14 protein-coding genes and 1 pseudogene are annotated in these 14,819 nt (G+C 46.0%); 7 read left to right on the top strand and 8 right to left on the bottom strand.

All coding sequences use genetic code 11. From position 1 onward, the window contains the following. The first annotated feature begins 196 nt into the window (after window positions 1–196). Together J07HQW2_RS18425 and larE are read left to right on the top strand one after the other, a co-directional pair. Window positions 197–343 carry a hypothetical protein gene (locus J07HQW2_RS18425; protein ID WP_021055328.1) on the top strand — a complete coding sequence of 49 codons (147 nt, stop codon included), beginning with the start codon at window positions 197–199 and terminating at the stop codon, window positions 341–343. 73 nt (window positions 344–416) lie between these two features. Continuing rightward, entirely contained in the window at window positions 417–1,352 is a 936-nt protein-coding gene (larE, locus tag J07HQW2_RS09800; RefSeq protein ID WP_048075612.1) for an ATP-dependent sacrificial sulfur transferase LarE, read from the top strand. A 37-nt stretch (window positions 1,353–1,389) separates the two neighbouring features. Here the strand turns inward: larE and J07HQW2_RS09805 are convergent. Further along, window positions 1,390–2,196: pseudogene (locus tag J07HQW2_RS09805) on the bottom strand (twin-arginine translocase subunit TatC); the annotation flags it as partial. A 277-nt stretch (window positions 2,197–2,473) separates the two neighbouring features. Continuing rightward, window positions 2,474–2,830, bottom strand: coding sequence for a hypothetical protein (locus J07HQW2_RS18430; RefSeq protein ID WP_021055331.1), 357 nt, complete (start codon window positions 2,828–2,830; stop codon window positions 2,474–2,476). A gap of 321 nt (window positions 2,831–3,151) precedes the next feature. On the opposite strand from J07HQW2_RS18430, the gene J07HQW2_RS09810 reads away from it, so the two are divergent. After that, window positions 3,152–5,389 (top strand): twin-arginine translocase subunit TatC, encoded by a 2,238-nt coding sequence (locus tag J07HQW2_RS09810; RefSeq protein WP_021055332.1) that lies wholly within the window; start codon window positions 3,152–3,154, stop codon window positions 5,387–5,389. A 271-nt stretch (window positions 5,390–5,660) separates the two neighbouring features. Here J07HQW2_RS09810 and J07HQW2_RS09815 read toward each other — a convergent pair whose 3' ends face one another. Further along, the gene (locus J07HQW2_RS09815; protein ID WP_021055334.1) at window positions 5,661–6,431 is read right to left on the bottom strand and encodes a 23S rRNA (uridine(2552)-2'-O)-methyltransferase; all 771 of its coding nucleotides are present in this window, start codon (window positions 6,429–6,431) and stop codon (window positions 5,661–5,663) included. A gap of 378 nt (window positions 6,432–6,809) precedes the next feature. Between J07HQW2_RS09815 and J07HQW2_RS09820 the strand changes: the two genes are divergently transcribed. Next, window positions 6,810–7,553, top strand: coding sequence for a DNA polymerase sliding clamp (locus tag J07HQW2_RS09820; protein WP_021055335.1), 744 nt, complete (start codon window positions 6,810–6,812; stop codon window positions 7,551–7,553). A gap of 279 nt (window positions 7,554–7,832) precedes the next feature. Here J07HQW2_RS09820 and J07HQW2_RS09825 read toward each other — a convergent pair whose 3' ends face one another. After that, complete coding sequence (locus J07HQW2_RS09825; protein WP_021055336.1) at window positions 7,833–8,420, bottom strand: DUF7474 family protein; 588 nt, start codon at window positions 8,418–8,420, stop codon at window positions 7,833–7,835. A gap of 83 nt (window positions 8,421–8,503) precedes the next feature. Here J07HQW2_RS09825 and J07HQW2_RS09830 point away from each other — a divergent pair, with 83 nt between their 5' ends. Further along, a complete protein-coding gene (locus J07HQW2_RS09830; protein WP_021055337.1) occupies window positions 8,504–9,736 on the top strand; it encodes a eukaryotic-type DNA primase large subunit in 1,233 nt (410 codons plus the stop codon). A 63-nt stretch (window positions 9,737–9,799) separates the two neighbouring features. On the opposite strand, the gene J07HQW2_RS09835 is transcribed toward J07HQW2_RS09830, so the two are convergent. From J07HQW2_RS09835 to J07HQW2_RS09845, 3 genes are all read right to left on the bottom strand, one after another. Further along, window positions 9,800–9,994, bottom strand: coding sequence for a DUF7472 family protein (locus J07HQW2_RS09835; protein WP_021055338.1), 195 nt, complete (start codon window positions 9,992–9,994; stop codon window positions 9,800–9,802). Window positions 9,995–10,433: 439 nt separating this feature from the next. Then, entirely contained in the window at window positions 10,434–10,841 is a 408-nt protein-coding gene (hjc, locus tag J07HQW2_RS09840; RefSeq protein WP_021055339.1) for a Holliday junction resolvase Hjc, read from the bottom strand. A gap of 166 nt (window positions 10,842–11,007) precedes the next feature. Beyond that, on the bottom strand, window positions 11,008–11,391 hold the full coding sequence (locus J07HQW2_RS09845; protein ID WP_048075613.1) for a DoxX family protein: 384 nt from the start codon (window positions 11,389–11,391) through the stop codon (window positions 11,008–11,010). Window positions 11,392–11,811: 420 nt separating this feature from the next. Between J07HQW2_RS09845 and J07HQW2_RS09850 the strand changes: the two genes are divergently transcribed. Together J07HQW2_RS09850 and J07HQW2_RS18435 are read left to right on the top strand one after the other, a co-directional pair. Then, window positions 11,812–12,102 (top strand): FKBP-type peptidyl-prolyl cis-trans isomerase, encoded by a 291-nt coding sequence (locus tag J07HQW2_RS09850; protein WP_021055341.1) that lies wholly within the window; start codon window positions 11,812–11,814, stop codon window positions 12,100–12,102. A gap of 245 nt (window positions 12,103–12,347) precedes the next feature. Beyond that, window positions 12,348–12,515, top strand: a complete 168-nt coding sequence (locus J07HQW2_RS18435; RefSeq protein WP_021055343.1) for a DUF7556 family protein — start codon at window positions 12,348–12,350, stop codon at window positions 12,513–12,515. Window positions 12,516–12,746: 231 nt separating this feature from the next. Here J07HQW2_RS18435 and J07HQW2_RS09855 read toward each other — a convergent pair whose 3' ends face one another. Then, entirely contained in the window at window positions 12,747–14,504 is a 1,758-nt protein-coding gene (locus tag J07HQW2_RS09855) for an excinuclease ABC subunit C (RefSeq protein ID WP_021055344.1), read from the bottom strand. Between the last annotated feature and the right edge of the window lie 315 nt (window positions 14,505–14,819).

Below are 14,819 nucleotides of genomic sequence, written 5' to 3' on the forward strand. Positions count from 1 at the left end.
TGACCGGAATTATTATCTGGAAACTTCGATAAGCCCTCACGACTGATTGGCTCTCATAGGTTATCTTCGAGTAAAGAAGTCACCGGGTAGGAGTTGAGTTCAGAGGAGTTTAACATGGCGAGTGATATCAGACATGTCCGTTAATTGGATTATGTGTGACAATGTGTTTTTGCACCTTGCTGTGATATGAGCAGTTATGTCATCCAACGGGAGTGCAGGAGATAACATAGACGCAGATGTAGATATAGACGCAAACACGGATACGGATACGGATACGGATACAGGATACAGATACAGATACAGTATCATCGTCTCAATCTCATATGGCGTCGATGAATACTGATATACACACAGATGCGCTCGCTTCTCCAGTCAATCGAGATGAGAGTATTGATGTCGATGCTCATACAGAGAAGATTACTACAGCACTTGACCGTGCGACAGTTGCTCGGGATTCGCTTGCGGATTGTGATAGTGTTCTCATTGCGTTTTCTGGTGGTGTCGACTCAGCGGTTGTCGCTGCATTAGCGTTCGATTCGCTCGGGAGAGACGCCATTGCATGTACAGCTAAGTCTGAGACACTTCCAGCGGCTGAACTCGAAGATGCGCGTCAGGTTGCAAGTGAGATTGGTCTGCCACATGAAATTGTATCTTTCTCAGAACTCGATGACGCAAATTTCGTCGAAAATGGACCGGATCGGTGCTATCACTGTCGAACAATGCGACTTGGTCGTATGTATGATGCTGCACACGAGCATGGAATCGAGACGGTCTGTGATGGAACAAATGCCTCAGATACCGATGGAGGGCATCGACCGGGTCTCGATGCAGTTGATGAATTGAATATTAAATCTCCACTGCGTGAGCATGGACTTGATAAAGAAGACGTACGGATCATCGCAGCAGCCTATGGGTTATCTGTCGCACAGAAACCATCGATGGCTTGTCTTTCGTCACGAATTCCAACAGGGCTTGAGGTAACTGAGGACCGACTGAATCGCGTCGAGGCTGCTGAGGCAGCACTCCGAACGTGGGGGTTTTCACAGTTCCGTGTCCGCGATCATGATGGTCTCGCACGGATTGAGATTGGCAGCAATGAACTTGCTGATGCACTGGATGTTGACTTTGTCACTGCGGTTCGTGAGCGGCTTCGGGAACTCGGCTTCGAGCATGTGACACTTGATCTCCACGGATATGAAACTGGGAGCGTTAGTCCGGAGGGTAATGACGAGAATACTGAAACAACACCAAACAATAGCTCAACCGCGAATACAGAGAATGATTCGAATACTAATGAGGATGCCGGATTCTCCGTTGATGCTGTACTTGAATCCTCATATCCAACCGAGTGAAAATTAATTATTGTCTGATTTCACCGGAAAAACATAGTCACCCGCTGTGTGGGCTATCAGGTCGAACCCAGCCTAACACAAGAAGTGTCAGTTCAAACAAAGCAATCATCGTTACACCAATAATAATCGGTGCCATGCCGGTTGGATCCGGGCTAATAAGAAATGCGAGTCCAAGGAACGTTCCCCAGAAGATGAGCCGACGGTCTAGTAACCACCGTCGTGTGACGAGATTCATCATAATCGCCAGGAGAATGAATAGTGGAATCTGGAAAATAATTGCATTATATCCCATCAATATCAAAATGAGATTGAATGTCTCTCGGAGCCCGAAAGCGACGACCGCAGTGCCTGTTGTATATGAAGTAAAGTATGCAAATATGGCTGGAAGAACCGCAAAGTGTGCAAAAGAAATCCCGATAAACGCAAGAACAACGCTTGTCGGAACTGCAGCAAGGTAGTAACGCCGCTCCTGTGGAAACAGCCCGGGTCGCATGAATAGATACGTTTCATATACGAACACTGGTAAGCCAATTATTAACCCACCTAGTGCAGCGACTTTTAGCTCGGTGAGTAGCAACTCAAGTGGACCATAGACACGAGGACGACGAGCCTCAATCCCAGGCGCACCTGGAATATGTTTATTCCACAAGAAATCAATAACTTCAGTTGAACTGATAAGTTCAAAGCCAAAGGCTGTATTTACAAGATCTGCTCCGGGATACAACAGCATCGTTACAATACCGGAAACACCTAGGACGATTGCCACTCGTCTGATCATCTCTTCGATGTGATCAGCCAATGGCATCTCCTCGTCGCTCTCTGGCCCCTCGCCAACGATTCCATCGTCCACATCTGGGGTATATGAATCCGTCTGCCCGGGCCCTGTCTCAGTTTCAACCATAGACATATTACCTGAAGCAGGCTCGCCTCCATCCGTATCGGCAATAGTAGATGGCGGCTTCCCTACTGTTGAGTCAACGGGCGTATTGTCGGTATTACTAAGAATGTCGCCTTGCTCATCATTTCTCGATGCCGTATCGTCATCTATCGGAGACTGTGTCGTTGTATCAGTGTCAGTAGTCGATGATCCTGCGGTCTCAGACTCGGGTTCGAATTCAGATTCAATTCGATTCAGGTCCTGTTGATGATATCTGTGATGTATCTGAGTTTGTGTCTGTATCTGGCGTTGATGACTCAGTGTGTTTTTGCTGGTCGCTATGATCGTCTACAACAGGCGACGCATCTTCGCCTATGCCAGTTGAGGAATCTGATGGGTGAAAATCAGCCTCGTTGTGTGTGTGAATATTGGAGTCGATATCGGTATCGGTATCGGTGTCAGTATTAGTATCGCCACCAGCATCGCTTGCTGTAATATCATTTGTATCGGTCGACGTGTCAGCGTCCGGTTCGTCGGAAGCGCCTTTTATGACGTGTTCATCGTCGGGCGTGTCAGCCGATGTCTCCGAATTCTCGCCCATTCGCCTGTGAATCGCCGCCCGCTTCTTATATGCCTTTCCGGATGGACTGATATTGAGTACAATCGGCAGCTGAAAGCACCAGTTATATACTTATGATAAAGTCGAAAATATCGAGGGTTTCCCCGCTCCATCCGACATACTTACTGTTTTGCCTATAGGAATTGACGAACTCTCGTTTGGTATGTGTCTCAGTATACGTAGCTAATAAAAATATTAGCAGTCAATTCATGAAAATTATACAGGATACTGTGGTTGAAGATTCAAGCCGTTGTTGAGGTACCAGTGAAAAAGATTGATAACGACGAGTGAGCTTATTCAAACATGGCTAGTGCGCTCGATGATGATGCGCGGCAGGCGCTCGGCACCGGCCGGGAAACTGCAGGCGCAATGTTGCGAGCTGCACAAAAGGACTTACAAAAGGTATTTATTTTCTTTTTGATTGGATTCCTCGGTACATTTTATACGCTCAGACTTGCCGTTTGGGAGTTTTTAAAATCGGTGACAGTCGCACAGATGAGTGCACAGATCAAAGGTGCTGTTTCAATCATTGCACAAACACCATTTGATGTCATTCTGCTTCAAGCAAAGATTGGTCTTGTTGTCGGACTTATCATTGCTGCACCAGTGTTCATTTATTACAGTCGTGATGCGCTAGAACAGCGCGGACTGTGGCCATCTGCACCAGTAGCATGGTGGAAATTGGTTATTATTGCTATGATCGGTGGTGGTCTGTTCACCGTCGGCGTTGCATACGGCTATTTCCTGTTTTTCCCATTTACGTTCTCATTTCTCGCAAAGAACGCCGTCGCTGCAGGGTTCGCACCAACATACTCAATCGTTAAATGGGCACAGTTTATTTTTCTCCTGACAATTTCATTCGGATTCGCTAGTCAACTCCCGCTGGCGATGCCTGGGTTATCATATGTCGATATTGTTCCGTATGAAACATTTCGCGATAAATGGCGGTATGCCGTCCTTGGTGTCTTTGCTGCTGGAGCTCTTTTCACTCCGCCGGATCCATTTACACAGATTCTCTGGGCAGTCCCTGTGCTCGTACTGTATGGTGTTAGTCTGTATCTTACGAAGATTGTGACTATTGCCCGCCGCGGGAGCAAACAGATTGATATCACTGCAAGTATCAACGCACATTGGAATATTATTGCGGGCTTCACTATTCTCGGTGGAGGATTGGCATATGCCTTCTTTGTCTCTGGTGGTGCTAGTATTGCGAATATGGCACTCGGTATGCTTGAGAGTCAGTATCGAGTAGTAATACCCGAAAGTAGCGTGCTCCTTAGCGTCTACGTATTCATAACCGGAGTTATTACAGGTGTAATCGGGGTTGGATACGCCGTATACAATAACATAGATGATCTTGCAGCCGTTGAGGCAGGCGTCGGGGACCCTGCATCAGTTGATCTTGATACCCTTGATGAGGCAGGAATCCAAGCTGCACCCCCAGAGGTGTTTGCTGCGATGAGTGAGCCAGAAGCAATGGCAGCCGCCAGTGACGCAATTGATGCTGGAAACCGCACGAAGGCACAAGCAATCATCGATAGATTCGATCAAGACGGTGAAGATGCAGAAGACACCACACCTGATTCAGCTAATTCCTCACAACAATCACAGGGCACAATCGGAGCCATTCGTGATAGGACAAGTCGCGCTGGAAAGACGTTCCTCTCGGAATTTGATGAAAGTGAAACGGAAACAGAAGCCGACACTGATACTGACACGGATGAAACAACAAAAACCACTGAAGAGGAATTTACTGGATATTATAAGGATGTAACATTTATTCTCAATTCAGTCACTTCAAATGCATTCCGACTTGTTGCAGTGTTTATGGCAACGCTTGCGGTTACCTTTGGATGGCTTTATACTGGTGGTATCAGACGAGTGTATGATGATTTCCTTCGCCGACTTCCTGCACAGGTGCGTCCTGAGGAGGTATTAAATGTAGTTGCCCTCCATCCAATGGAGGCACTCATTTTCGAGGTGAAGTTATCAACAATCATTGCGGCTGTTGCAACCCTCCCGCTCGCTGCATATTATGCCTGGCCAGCATTACGTGAACGAGAGATCATCGCGCAACGCCGCCGTATGGTATTTGTTTGGACAGGTGCAATCGGCGGTGGAATCATCGGAGGATTCATTCTTGGATATACAATAATCGCACCAGCAGTCATCTCTTGGCTCGTCAACAGTGCCGTTGTATCCGATATGATTGTCGCATATCGAATTACCAATTTCTTCTGGTTAATTTTCTTCACAACTGCTGGAATCGGGCTTCTTGCAGACGTTCCGATTGCTATGATATTACTGAATAATGCTGGTATTAGTTATAATTCGATGCGAGGTCGTTGGCGCGAAGTAACAGTCGCAATGCTTGCTATCGCGGCAATATTTACTCCTGCTGATATTCTTACGATGTTCCTTATCACCGTCCCGCTGATGGCTGCATATGCAGTCGGACTTGTGGTGTTGTTCATCATAACAGTCGGTGGTCGTCGCGACCGTGCGACAGACCGTGATCGCGGGGTTGAGCCAAATACATAATTAATACGAGCCGGACTGCTGGAGTTCAATAATTTATTTATAATTTAGTTTATTATGCCTGTATCGGTATAGTCAAGACGAAACTATGAGCGGACAATATATTATTACTGAGATTTTCATTAAATCACTTACACCTCAACAACTCATTGATATACACGCTGATGATGTGAGCTATCCTGTGTCAAGCCTCAAAGAGTCATTCTGTGATCTCTAGAATATATCATATAAGAAACGATAGATATGATATAATTCATTTCATTGTCAGCGTCCACTATTCAATAACTTCTGCGAACCCGACGTTTGATTTTAGATCAGTGACGCGGACTCGAATGGAGTCACCATCGTCAACATCTGGAACAAAGAGCGTATACCCGTCAATTTTGATAATCCCATCACCCTCGCTACCAATGTCAACAACTGTTGCATCTAATTTGTCACCTTTACTGACGGGCGCCGTAACGCGATGTTTTCCGACAAGATACTGCTCAGATGATGTATCTCGAGACGCCTCAGGTCGAGTTGATTTCACGTACTCAAATTCCGTCTCGACGTCCTGACGAAAGTCTGCAAGATCACGTCCATCGAATACCTTTACCACAAAATCACCACCGGCTGGGAGCAGGTCAGTGGCGACTGAAAATGCCTGTCGAGCTAGATGAATCGAACGCGCATGGTCAACTGAGTATTCACCAGTCATATTCGGTGCCATATCAGAGATGACAGCGTCTACATCGGCATCGCCTACCTGCTTACGAAGGGTTTCTTTCGTTGATTTATCGGTCATGTCTCCACGGATTGTCTCAACAATATCAGAGTCAAGATCACGAATTCGTTGAAAATCAACCCCGATGACGGTCCCAGATGGACCAACAGCTTCCGCGGCAGCTTGCAACCACCCGCCTGGAGCGGCACCAAGGTCTATTACAGTATTCCCGGGAGCAAATATCCCAGCGTCACCATCGATTTGTTGAATCTTATACGCTGATCGTGTTCGATATCCCTCCTGCTTCGCCCGGTTGTAGTACTCATCGCGACCGGTCATGTACTTCCTGGGTTAGTTTTTGATATTCTCTGCAAGAGAATAGCCAAGTTCATTTTGATCATATCTGTATATTAAGAAACGCTGTGCGGTTACATAGATACGTCGGATGATTCAAACAGTATGATTATTTTCAACAGACCCAGTCATTGCGGAAATAAGAGTATGGTCTTCTAACAGATAATTGATTGAACATATGAAAATGTATCTATCTCGTGACATACAACGTGCTGGTTAAATAATTCATATTCGAGGTTATCCCGCATATATTCTATATTATTGCCGCTCTTGATCGATAATTGGCTATTGTATCAATATATCCCAAGAATGCTTTCTGCAAATCAGGGGTATTTTTAAGACCTATACCGTATCAGAGGATATATGTTCAAGGCCATCGTGAGCGCGTCAACACTCCAAGATGCGCTCGATTCCGTGAGCGTACTCGTCGATGAGTGCAAGATCCGACTCAACGAAGGCGAACTCGCGATTCGGGCCGTGGATCCGGCTAATGTCGGGATGGTCGATTTAGCCCTTGATACAGCCGCGTTCGAATCGTATACAGCCGACGACGGTGTCATTGGTGTTAACCTCTCAAAACTTGAGGATTTTATTGGCATGGCAAGTGGTGACCAATTGATTGAACTCGAACTTGATGAGGAAACACGAAAGCTTAATATCCAGATGGATGGACTCTCATCGACGCTTGCATTGATTGATCCTGATTCAATTCGACAAGAACCCGATATCCCTGATCTTGATCTTGCCGCTGAGATTATGCTTGAGGGAGCACAACTTGATCGTGGTATCAAAGCAGCTGATATGGTTTCTGATCATGTTCGGCTACGTGTTGCCCCTGATACCGAAGCATACCACATCGAAGCGCAAGGGGATACTGATGATGTTGATTTCAAACTTGATACAGAGGATCTCATTGCCCTTACCGCCGGCGAGGCTGATTCGTTATTCTCGCTTGATTATCTCAAGGACATGAATAAGGCTATTCCAAAAGATGCAGAGGTAACGATTGAGTTAGGACAAGAGTTCCCTGTGAAAGTTCATTATGGAATCGCAGAGGGATATGGTGAGATCACATATATGCTCGCACCCCGGATTCAAAGCGATTAGACTCTGTCATATTAATCGATACAAATGTCACTCCTATATGTACGTGATAGCAAAAATTAGAAACGCTACGAATCTATCAGTTATACATACGAATAAAAAGGTAAATAGAGTGTAGCTGGTGCTTAGATCACTGTGTATGGTACGAGTAATCTGTTATGCTATATCTTCATACTCCCCGTATGAGTTGATTCTAATCTATCGTCTACTATCGATTCATTACTAGAAGTTCTGTGTTGGAATGCAGAAGTTCACTCATCAAAAACTGAGTTACTGATTCGTCTAATGATGACGATCAATAATACGCTTTGCTGCCTGTGCTTTTTCTTTCCAGCCGTACCCAGCATCGAAGACATGTCGTTTGTCATCGACAAGTTCAGCAGGTGTTGTTTCGTCAAACCCACCCCGTGCCCATGCACCACTTTGTTCCAGCCATGTAATTACATTCTCGCGAGTTTCACGCCAGGATAGACCAACCATCTCATACCATGCAATCATTGCGAAAACAGCATTATCATGACAGCCTGGGACGCTTCCTTGTTGATAGATTGTTCGCATTGGCTCACGAGTTGGCTCCGAGACCTCCTCACGAAACTCTTCTGCTGTTCGAAGTCTGACAATACCATTTCGTTCAGTGACGCGCTCATCCCGTGTCAGCCGTTCAATCGCTGCATTATGAAGTGCGCTCCATTCACCGTCAATAACTGTCGGCAGAAGCTCACGATCGATTGGTCCTGCGGTTAATTGAATAATAATATCTGTATAGGCTTTTTCTACAGCTGACCATGGTGTTCCCTCAAACTGACATTCAGATGCGTGGAGACTGCTCGTTGATCGACAGTCAGGGCAGGGATACTCAAACTGCGGCACGACGATGCTGTGACGGTGCACTGATTTAGATGCGTCGGACCGTCGCGCTTATTCCAGCGTATTGAGTATACACAAGTAACTACGTGGATCCGCGTCACGCTCGGTATCCGTTCTTTGAGGCAGCGCAAACAGCCGTCCGAGATGCAGATGTCTCACCAGCATCCATAATCACAGCTGACGCACCAGCCGTTGACCGTGGTCATGAGCGGGTTAAACGCGCCCTCCTCTCTGGAACGGTCGATTCGGAGACACCCCGACGATGGAGTATTCAGACAGAGGTATTGTCTTATCCGGTTGCCCGAATTCTTGTTTCAATTATTAACATTCCAGCAGCGATTAGTAAATATGCACACGCTGAAGCAGCGACAGCGCGAGACCGATTACAGACAGATATTGCAGATAATGATGATATAGACCAATTGCAGAGCACACAACAGCACTCAATTTCATTTGAGGCGGTCCTCAGAGAATTCGAGCTTAATTCAGCGGTTTATAAGGCACAATCTAATAAAGCGACTAGCTTGACAGAACAAAAAAAAGAGTTAGGCGCACCGATAGTGCAGCATTCAGACCCAAATGGCTACTGGATTGAACTTGGAGCGTATCTTTCACTTGCAGACCGGGAGTGGGGTACGAAGTGGCGATTGACTGCACGAGAAGTCACTGATGGGGTGGTATATGTTGATGCGTCAGAACTCTTTGTGTTGATTGAATCAGCAATCGAAGACCGGGTTGCTTCAGGACTTCCATTTGACGTTCAGGGAAGCGATGGTGGTGATGCAATTATAGATGCACTTACCGACGCCGTTGCTGATCTACGGGAACTCGTAGGTGATAGTTCTGCAGCCGACCGGGTCAGTGCAGACGTTGACATCGTTGCTCCAGGTCAATTTCCGCCATGCATGCAGGCACTCATCAATCGGGCACGTGAGGGTGAAGAGCTAGATAATCATGCTGAGTTCGCACTCGTGTCATTTCTTGTTGCGATGGACGCTAACGTAGAGACCGTCTTATCAATATTAGGACATGATACGAATAAAGAGATCACTGGTTCGGAAACTGCACATAGCGACAGAGAAGAAACAAGCTCAACGACTCGCGAACGAATCGCAACACGGGTGCAATATTTGACTGACCGACAGGGAGCAGGGACACAGTATCCACCCCCCTCGTGTACAACAATGAAGGCATACGGTGATTGCATAGACCCAGATGAACGGTGTGCGGAGATTACAGACCCAGTATCATACTATATTGAGGCGATACAGGCAACCGATAATCCATTGGAGTACTCTGAGGGTTACGGTGATGTATAATTACTGACAGACAGATCCAGATGGCAGTACAGACATTCTGCTATGCTGTTATATGTAATGTAGTCATTCATCAAGAAACACACCGACGCCGCCCATTGCGATAATAAACAGTGCAATCGAAGCGACGAGAGCGAGTGCTCCCTGTGAGCCAAAGTCCGGACCAAACGTAATTCCAATCCCAACAAAAACTGCTAAGAATAACAATACTGAGCTGGTGGAGACGACAATTTTTCGACGCATCTCCGCATCAATATCCATACTCGGTCTTCTAGTGGCCGTTCTAAAATACTTTCGAGGACATAATCACTATTGTGCGCCTGTCCTGTCGATCATGTTGATTCCGTGGATTTCATCTTGGCAATCGATAGATGATATCATATTTTTCGTGTAGCCGATTACTAAAGTATAATCCGAAAGCCTCAGGATTCACGGCGGTGATGAAACTGACCGCTGACAAATACGGTGGGGCTGTTCACCGGATAACATTGATGCGGAGTACACCACCTAACGGAATCATGTCTGTGGAAGTACAAATAAATGAATCACTGAAAAAGACCTCAAATATCGTTAACTCCGATCGCTAAGACCGTGAGACTAGTATTGCTTAATCGCAGGATTGTGCTCATGCTCATTCGTCCACACTTTCTGCGGTATTATTATCAACATGAACATCAGCATCGGAGTCAACATCGCTCAATCAAGACCGAGATAATCCACCAACGAAGGAGTCAAATCCCTCGCCATCATTGAGTGCAGTTTCTTTCTTAACACGATAATTGCCCCCATCAGTCACATAGAGATCGCCAGGATGAAAGAAGAACCAAGATTCACGGTCAAACCGAATCCCGACTCGCGCTTTTGCCCCAAAATTTTGTGCAAAATAGATGAGTGATTCAATCTCTTCGCCGGTAAGATATATTGGTCTCCCAGAACTTGATTTTGCCTCAATTGCATAGAACGTATCACCGTCTCCTGCAAGAACATCCGGGAGGTCACGTTCGGTTGCAGATCCCGATGCTGGTGCGCGCATCACTGCAAAGCCGGCTTCATCGAGTCGATTTACCAGCTCACGCTCACGACGGTCCCCTTTCCGATTCGCAGCCATACTATATTTTGCCACGAGGTTGATATAAACCGGACGACCTATTTGAATCGCTAATATGTTATATTACTGTTGTGCATGTGAAAGAAACATGTATGTCTCAAACAATCAATAGGAACGAGAGCAGATTGAGAAGTGACACTTCCAATATATATCCGTTCAGATATTTTTATTCATAGCCGTATGCCTCTCGGAGAAAGACCAATGCAGCACCAAACATTGCGAGATTGCCAAAAAATGCAAGTCGCTCTCCATCACGAGACTCTTCATCAGCATTCCAAAAGTCATGCATTGTTGATGTAACGATAGCTAAGAAGCTAACAGTAGCGCCAGTCGAGAGTCGCGGGAATCGCCAGAGGACAACCCCAAGACCGCTTATAAACATCATTCCAGAGGCAAGCGGTGCAAGAAGTTCTGGCATGGGCACATCTGCAGACTCAGCGTACTCGATTGTTTCATCCATATCGCGGAAGTCCTCAGATGCTTGTAATGTAAGTCCGAGTCCAAATAACACCCGACCGATAGTCGATGGCTTGCTGATTCCGTCATCCATGTCTGATGACTCCGTGTCGATGGTGCTTTCAGATTTCATATCACCCACTCACTTACGTTCCCGAATAAGCATTAATATTCATACAACATAATTTCTATTCCTAATCATGAATCAACAAATAATTGGCTTTTTGATGTGAATTTAGAGAATTCAACTATGAATCCGGTAAAAAAAGTCTATTTTTGATTTATTGCAAGTATATTTGCACCATCGCTACTACGATTATGTCAGGGGTATGGATATTCTACTAGCGGTTTTCGCTGGTAAAATACTGATCTACAATAATCACCGCCTCGTTCTTCACGAATGGGTGTTGTGCTGAACGATGAGCAGGCAAGGATTAGATTTTGACAATGTGTATTTCGTTGGAGAATCAAGCGAAGTGACAGTTTCACGGGGTCATAAATTATCCTACAGAATATGACGGGTGAGGATGGTGATCATATAATCGTCGAATATGTTGGTCGCTTCGCCGATGGGACTGAGTTTAGTACATCACGACAGGAAGTTTCGATGCAGAACGAATTGGCGGCTGAGGGTGATGAGCTCTTAGCATTTATTATCGATGTTGGAGAGACAATCGACAGAATTTTGGATTGCACGTTGAGGCTGAAAATAAACATCATGATGACATTGTTGCCGTTCATGATGATACTGTTAAGTTTAATTTTAATCACAAACTCGCTGGAAAAATACTTCATTTCGAGTTAGAAATTATTGATTATCAATTAACGGTAGGATCAACAGGTCTATAATAACATTATGCATATCAATATCGTTATGATTTATTCTCGGGATACACGTAACAAAATAATGAATATATTTAGCCGTATGTTCACTAAATACTGTAAGTAGGCAGCTATTGTGGTACATTATATTGTATTTGTGAACATTTATCGAAGAGATGGCTATCTGAATCCGACGGATTTATATGTGAGTGAGATAGATTACCATACATGACGCCCGATGTGACGACACAGTCCGACGCGTCACGCGCCGAGGTGATGTCCTCGGTGGATGCTACTCCTACACAATCAGAGTTCGTTATCGCAGATGTTACATGCGATGACGCATGGCTGTCAATGCGGACAACAGAGGCGCCATTACTTGATGAGTGGACATAGCTATAATTGCTCATCATAGCATGGACTCATAGTGAGTATGGACGTTGAAATCCACGATACATATTATATATGACATAGCCTCAGAACTGAGAGCATGTCTAGATCTGTACATACCCATGGTTTCTGATACAGTTACTTCATCTACAATGAGAGCGGTACAGTTACGATGAGTAAAAAATGTATTGTTGTAGCAGTGAGAGAATTCAATAGACTGAATCGTATAGCTCCGAGTTATAGCCGATTAGCGATCGTGTCGGCAGTCTGTCTACCAATGCCGGGGACGTCACAGAGGGCATCCCGTGAAGCTGAGCGAACATTTTCAACGCTTCCAAACCGCCGTAATAACGCTTGTTGCGTTTGTTCACCAACACCTGGAACATCGTTTAAGACGGTATGAATGTCATCACGGATACTTTGATGATATTGGACAGCAAATCGATGTGCTTCGTCCCGAACTCGCTGGAGTAGGTGTAGCTGGGGTGCATCAGCATTCCAGTCATGAACTCCATCGGGAGCCACGACGAGTTCATCAGCCTTGGCGAGCGCAATCGTTGAGATATCCCAGCCTGTTGTCTCAAGTGCTTCATTGGCGGCGCGAAGCTGTCCTTTGCCACCGTCAATTACGATAAGATCTGGGTCGGGGCGCTCATCACGTCCTTCACGAGCTCGTTTTGCTCGCCACGTGAGAAGCTCCTGCATCCGTGCGTAGTCATCGTTATTATCCGTTAAGCGCTTTCGCCGGTATGCGTCGGTTGTCGCAGACCCATCAACAAAACAGACATTGCTGCCGACAACCGCACGTCCTTGACTATGGCTGACATCGAATCCTTCAATTCGGGTAATCGATGAGAGACCAAGCGCATCTGCAAGGGCAGCAGATTCATTTTCGTGTACTGATCCACTTCGCGCGTTTTTGAGTGCAAGGTCAATGAGCGTCGACTCTCTTCCTGTTCCCGGGACACGGACATTAACACCCTCAGCAGTGAGCCACTCACGAACGTCGTTATCGCCCGGATGTTCCGAGCACAAGATAGCATCTGGAAGCGATCGTTCAGCATAATACTGGGTTAGAAACGCTGTTAATACTGCCGACGCCCGATCTTCACCAGTCGGTGCATCAAGTCGGTGTTGAGACCGATCCACAAGTTGACCATTGTCACTATGTAATCGCGCGACTGTAGCGGTTGTCCCCTCAATAGAAACACCGAGAACATCAACAGCACGTTCACTCGTAGTATCGACGCCATGATCGGTATTCTCAGTTGACACAGCAGCTTCACCGCCACCATGGAATGACTCAATCACAGTGAGTCGATCCCGAATATTTGCCGCTCGCTCAAATTCTTCTGCCGTCGCAGCTGCTTGCATTTCGCGACGAAGCGGATCAGAGAGTATCCCCGTTTCGCCCTCAAAAAACTGAACCGCAGATTCAACAGCAGACTGGTATGCAGCTGTGTCGATTTCATCAGTGCAGGGAGCCGCACAAAGACCGACCTCATAGTCAAGACACGGGCGATCACGGTTTTTGTATTTATGATCAGAACACCCTCGGAGACCATACACCTCTCGAAGCGCTTTGACCGCTGTTTCAAGTCGTTTCACCTCCGTGTATGGTCCGAAAACAGTTGCATCTGGAGCAGGATCGCGCGTCACCTCAATACGTGGTATTGAATGGTTCGTGAGCTGTACAAGCGGGTATGATTTATCATCTTTTAATCGAACATTGTATCGCGGTTGATGCCGTTTAATGAGATTTGCCTCAAGCAATAATGCCTGCGTTTCGGTCTCAGTGAGTGCAATATCAATATCATCTGCACGAGCGACCATTTGTCTAATTCGCTCACTTCGTGGATCAGCATATGAGCGAACGCGGTCACAGAGTTCCAGTGCTTTCCCAACATAACGAACTGTATCATCCTCAAGAAATTGATAAACTCCTGGTTCAGCCGGTAGCTCGGCTGCACGTTCACGCAGTTCCCGCTGTTTCATCAATAGATTTTATCGGGTCCACCGGCTTGAGAGTAACGCGATAGGTACGTATTTGACTGAGTTGTATGCGAAGTTCTGTTGACTGCTCTGAGTCTCTGGTAACTAGCGTTTCAGTGTGATTATACGAACCGTGTCAGGTATGCATTCGGTCAACCCGACCAGACACGTCGGTGCCATGCACAATCAGTAGCAAAAACATGAAACATCATATTGTATTCGACAGGAACATTATGAGGAGGATCGAGGGTATAGTGACAATATGAATATCTTCCGGGATCTCAATCCAGGGTTTGATTAATTTTATGAGCGATGGAA

Origin of the sequence: Haloquadratum walsbyi J07HQW2 (genome assembly GCF_000415985.1) — an archaeon.
Classification (GTDB): Archaea; Halobacteriota; Halobacteria; order Halobacteriales; family Haloferacaceae; genus Haloquadratum; species Haloquadratum walsbyi_B.

Excerpts from the sequence above, each read along its gene's own strand:
- J07HQW2_RS18425 (WP_021055328.1), top strand. The coding sequence starts at position 197 with ATGTCATCCAACGGGAGTGCAGGAGATAACATAGACGCAGATGTAGAT.
- J07HQW2_RS18430 (WP_021055331.1), bottom strand. The coding sequence starts at position 2,830 with ATGGGCGAGAATTCGGAGACATCGGCTGACACGCCCGACGATGAACAC.
- J07HQW2_RS09810 (WP_021055332.1), top strand. The coding sequence starts at position 3,152 with ATGGCTAGTGCGCTCGATGATGATGCGCGGCAGGCGCTCGGCACCGGC.
- J07HQW2_RS09815 (WP_021055334.1), bottom strand. The coding sequence starts at position 6,431 with ATGACCGGTCGCGATGAGTACTACAACCGGGCGAAGCAGGAGGGATAT.
- J07HQW2_RS09820 (WP_021055335.1), top strand. The coding sequence starts at position 6,810 with ATGTTCAAGGCCATCGTGAGCGCGTCAACACTCCAAGATGCGCTCGAT.
- J07HQW2_RS09835 (WP_021055338.1), bottom strand. The coding sequence starts at position 9,994 with ATGGATATTGATGCGGAGATGCGTCGAAAAATTGTCGTCTCCACCAGC.
- hjc (WP_021055339.1), bottom strand. The coding sequence starts at position 10,841 with ATGGCTGCGAATCGGAAAGGGGACCGTCGTGAGCGTGAGCTGGTAAAT.
- J07HQW2_RS09845 (WP_048075613.1), bottom strand. The coding sequence starts at position 11,391 with ATGGATGACGGAATCAGCAAGCCATCGACTATCGGTCGGGTGTTATTT.
- J07HQW2_RS09850 (WP_021055341.1), top strand. The coding sequence starts at position 11,812 with ATGACGGGTGAGGATGGTGATCATATAATCGTCGAATATGTTGGTCGC.
- J07HQW2_RS18435 (WP_021055343.1), top strand. The coding sequence starts at position 12,348 with ATGACGCCCGATGTGACGACACAGTCCGACGCGTCACGCGCCGAGGTG.
- J07HQW2_RS09855 (WP_021055344.1), bottom strand. The coding sequence starts at position 14,504 with ATGAAACAGCGGGAACTGCGTGAACGTGCAGCCGAGCTACCGGCTGAA.